This is a genomic window from Pseudomonas sp. GW460-LB5, from assembly GCF_059423245.1.
This window is the reverse complement of the sequence record NZ_JBWKXT010000117.1, coordinates 1-3,423: the sequence shown is the minus strand read 5'-3', so window position 1 is coordinate 3,423 and position 3,423 is coordinate 1. Positions and strand designations below refer to the sequence as shown.

Here is a 3,423-nt window from a genome sequence, read left to right as displayed (position 1 = left end):
CCCTCAACCCGAGCCCCCATAAACCCCTTTTGTCCCCGTCAAATTACCAAATCACCGCATACTATCTACTCACTACTACTACCTCTTCGGGTGCTTTGCCCACGAGCTTTGCAAGCAAAGACACCCCAGCTAGCCCTCCTGGAGAGCCAAGAAAAACATACGCAGAGGGCAGCAGGGTAGGGTGCGATCACGCAGCAGGAGGCCTGACCAGAACCAGAGATTCGTCGTCCTGTTCGTACACTTCAGGTATGGCTTCCTCACCAGGAAACTCCATTGCCACCAGAGCTTTCGCTTGGTTGAACGCTCGGTGGATAGAGTGACCAAATCCGATAGCTGAGTAGAACTGTGCAGCGAAGAAGCGAGCGGGCAGATCGCCAACATCGCGGTTCATGCCTATCGCTGCTGGTACGTGCCGGATACATGCTGCGGCTTGGTTAAACGAAAAACAGGTGTTGAAGAAGACGAGCTTCAGGTTGTCGGAGCCGATTGCCATGGCGCTCACGATACCCTCCAGTGGGACATGCTTTGCGTTCCCCTGGTCATCCTGGAGTACCAGCGTGTCAGCACTTGTGCCGTGGCCGCTGAAGTGGACAATGGTCGGTTTAAGCTCGTTTATGGCTTGGAACACATCCATGGGCCTAACCGCCCAGCGGGTATGAAATTCAAGCACGTCCCGATGTGCGGATGCCCTGATCTTCTCGCCAATCAGACGCGCTTCCTCATCCAGCAGTAGCCTGTTGCTTTTATCGCTACCGGGGTCAGCTGCGAAGAACACCACCGTGATTTTCTCAGGCAGTGCTTTTAGCTTCTCGATCTCTCTGGCAGTTTGATCGTGCAGTTCTTCATGACGGGTCAATCCATCGTTGATCTCCCTCAAGCGCTGCTCCTGTGCAGCATCCAGGCGCTGCTGTTCACGCTTGAGCGCCTGGGCCAGACGCTGTTCACTCTGGGCTAGCCGCTTCTGAGCTTCGAGGATCTTCTTCTCTAGTTGGCTGACATCAGAAAGCGCTTTGGTCTGTTCGCTCTGGTAGCGTTGGGCATCACGTAGCTTAGATTTCACCGTACTAGCGGAAGAGGTCTTGCTGGCTGCGGCGCTTGCATCGGCGCTTTTCTTGCCGGCATTCGCCGCCGCCTTGACCTTCTTTACTTTGTCGCCCTGTAGCCTGGCGATGGTGCGTTGATGCTGCTCCACTTGGGTGCGATAGAGGCTGATGCTCACCGGTAGGATCCTTTCTGTAGGCGCAGGGTGCCCAGCAGGGCGCTGGAGGCGCTATCATAGTGCCACTCCCGCATGTGCGATCGCTACAGCTAGCCATCACAGCCAAGCCTTGCCGCACGACGCACTGCCAGCAATCTTTGGATGGTCTTATGGACGAAACCATTTCCTACCTGAAAGACAGGTTCAAGGATGAGCAAGACCGCTTCAATCACGTCGAGAACAAGAGCGCGCGATTCTTCACGGCGGTCTCGATTCTAATTGCAGGCCTCAGCGCAATCGCAGGCCTCAAGAACGGGGTCATTTTTCAGCTTGGATCGCCGCTGGCCATCCTGACCTTCATTGCCTTCATCGTGGCTGCGTTCGCCATTGCCTGTGCGTGGGGGCACGCCCTGAGCGCACTTCGCATCAAGGACTACCCGAACCTCCCGTCCTCCCGCGCCACTGGCGAGTATTTGATTGCCGTGGATGACGAAGGGCAGAAGAAGCACATCTACAACTGCTACATCGATACGCTTGAGGCGCTTAAGGTCACCGTAGCGGAGAAGACCAAGCCCCTGGATCTCGCATACCAGGAAATCACTATCGGAGCGGGTGCCTTCGCAGCGCTCGCTGTTCTAGTCACCTTGAGGGAGCTAATTGCGTGACCGACCAGAAGAAACCAAGCAATAGCGAGCAAACGCGTGTTCCGCCACCGCCGCCTACAACTGAATACCAACGGCGCGCTGAGGAGCCTCCTGTTAACCGTCAAGGCACAACAGACCGTCGTCGCTGAGCCGTCACTCCAGCCGAGGGGCAAGCCAACCAGGTCAGGTAGACCCACAAGCTATGTAGGTCAACCAGGCCTGGTAAGCTCATCAATATCATCAATCCCTCGACTCTCAAGGGGGAGCGATTGCCCTTCATCGAGAAGGGATTAGTACAGCTGCAAACAACAATGCGACGTAGGGCAATCAATGCTCGTGTCATCACAACAAACAATCTAGGCATTGTTTTGGGTAAACGTCAGCGAGTTAATTGCCAATTCGGCACACCTCGACCTGGTAGCCCATCGCACCAAGCCTTTGTGCAAATTGCCTGAAGTTCACCTTCGAGAAAAACGGCATGTGCAGTTCTGCATTGGGTTGCATGATGGCGAACACGATTTTGTTGCGCGGCTGTGTGCCTGGGTTGAAAGCGAATTGGAACCCTCCCAGATCTGCGAGGTGTGCGTTCACCTGGGTAACAACGTCCGGGGAGTTGATCAGAGCCTCAGCAGACACGTAAGCCTGAGAGAAGAGGTGGCTGAGCACGCTAGACGACGAGTACTTTTTGACGTGGATGATGTGGTGATCCGGTGTGAGCAAATCACAGAACTCGAACGGGCCGCCTGCGCCTGTAAGTCTTACCAGCTTCTGGTCGAGCAGATAGAAATTTACGTTATCGGCAATGCGCCTCAGGTAGGCGCCTTCGTGGTCAGTGCGATAGGAGGGGAACTCCAGGTTGCACGGAGTTGCAGCCTCAAAAAAGCGATTCACTTGCTCGGTATAGTCGCGATCGATCTGATACCAGTCACCTTCGCTGAGTAGGTAGATTTTGCCTTCGTGCTCAATTTCCGCCTCAAGACACATGTACAAAGGCCAGGTGGCAAGTCGTTGCTCGTCAGCCCCGTAGAGGTAGATGCGCTCAGAATCCAGCGCTGGGCGGGTGACGCCGCCCAGTAAGTGCTTGGCGAGCAGCGCTTGTCTAAGATCCAGGTCAAATGAGATCACTGGGCCATTGTGCGAACGCGCACTACGTTTGACATAGCTAAAGCCGCTGACATCATTTCCGAGCATTTCAGGTGCAGCTGCGCGGACGCAGTCAAACCGCTCGGCATTCATCGCTTCCACGAGCACACGATCTAAATGTCCTTCGAGTGCCGCATCTCGCACCGGGACGATGAAGTCCATCCAGGGATATTTTTCCTTGCAGTGATCATCTTCGTAAGCCGTCAACAAACGAAGCGCGATTTCTGGGAAGTCTTCAAGCTTGACGTCGGAATGTAAGGCCAATGAGTCCGAGCCGCTGACGTACTCGCCTTCATCTTGATCGTTCTCCACGATCCCGGTCAGCGACTTGAGGATCTCCGAATCGAACTTGAAGTCGAATGTAACCGTCCGGCCAACTCACCTTCCTGACCCCGACGCCAAAGGCGATGGTGTCCACCTAATTTAAGTGGACACCAT

Annotated in this window: 2 protein-coding genes and 1 pseudogene; 1 reads left to right on the top strand and 2 read right to left on the bottom strand. The window is 54.9% G+C overall.

The window, feature by feature from the left end; all coding sequences use genetic code 11:
* Nucleotides 1-187: 187 nt before the first annotated feature.
* Nucleotides 188-1,219 carry a hypothetical protein gene (locus tag AC07XM_RS30860; protein WP_054901948.1) on the bottom strand — a complete coding sequence of 344 codons (1,032 nt, stop codon included), beginning with the start codon at nucleotides 1,217-1,219 and terminating at the stop codon, nucleotides 188-190.
* 149 nt (nucleotides 1,220-1,368) lie between these two features.
* Between AC07XM_RS30860 and AC07XM_RS30855 the strand changes: the two genes are divergently transcribed.
* The gene (locus AC07XM_RS30855) at nucleotides 1,369-1,863 is read left to right on the top strand and encodes a hypothetical protein (protein WP_054901947.1); all 495 of its coding nucleotides are present in this window, start codon (nucleotides 1,369-1,371) and stop codon (nucleotides 1,861-1,863) included.
* 366 nt (nucleotides 1,864-2,229) lie between these two features.
* On the opposite strand, the pseudogene AC07XM_RS30850 reads toward AC07XM_RS30855, so the two are convergent.
* Nucleotides 2,230-3,336, bottom strand: a pseudogene (locus AC07XM_RS30850) (TIGR04141 family sporadically distributed protein); the annotation flags it as partial.
* Nucleotides 3,337-3,423 lie beyond the last annotated feature (87 nt).

What these genes read in the sequence shown, in the direction of transcription:
- AC07XM_RS30855 (WP_054901947.1), top strand. Translation starts at nt 1,369, where the DNA reads ATGGACGAAACCATTTCCTACCTGAAAGACAGGTTCAAGGATGAGCAA.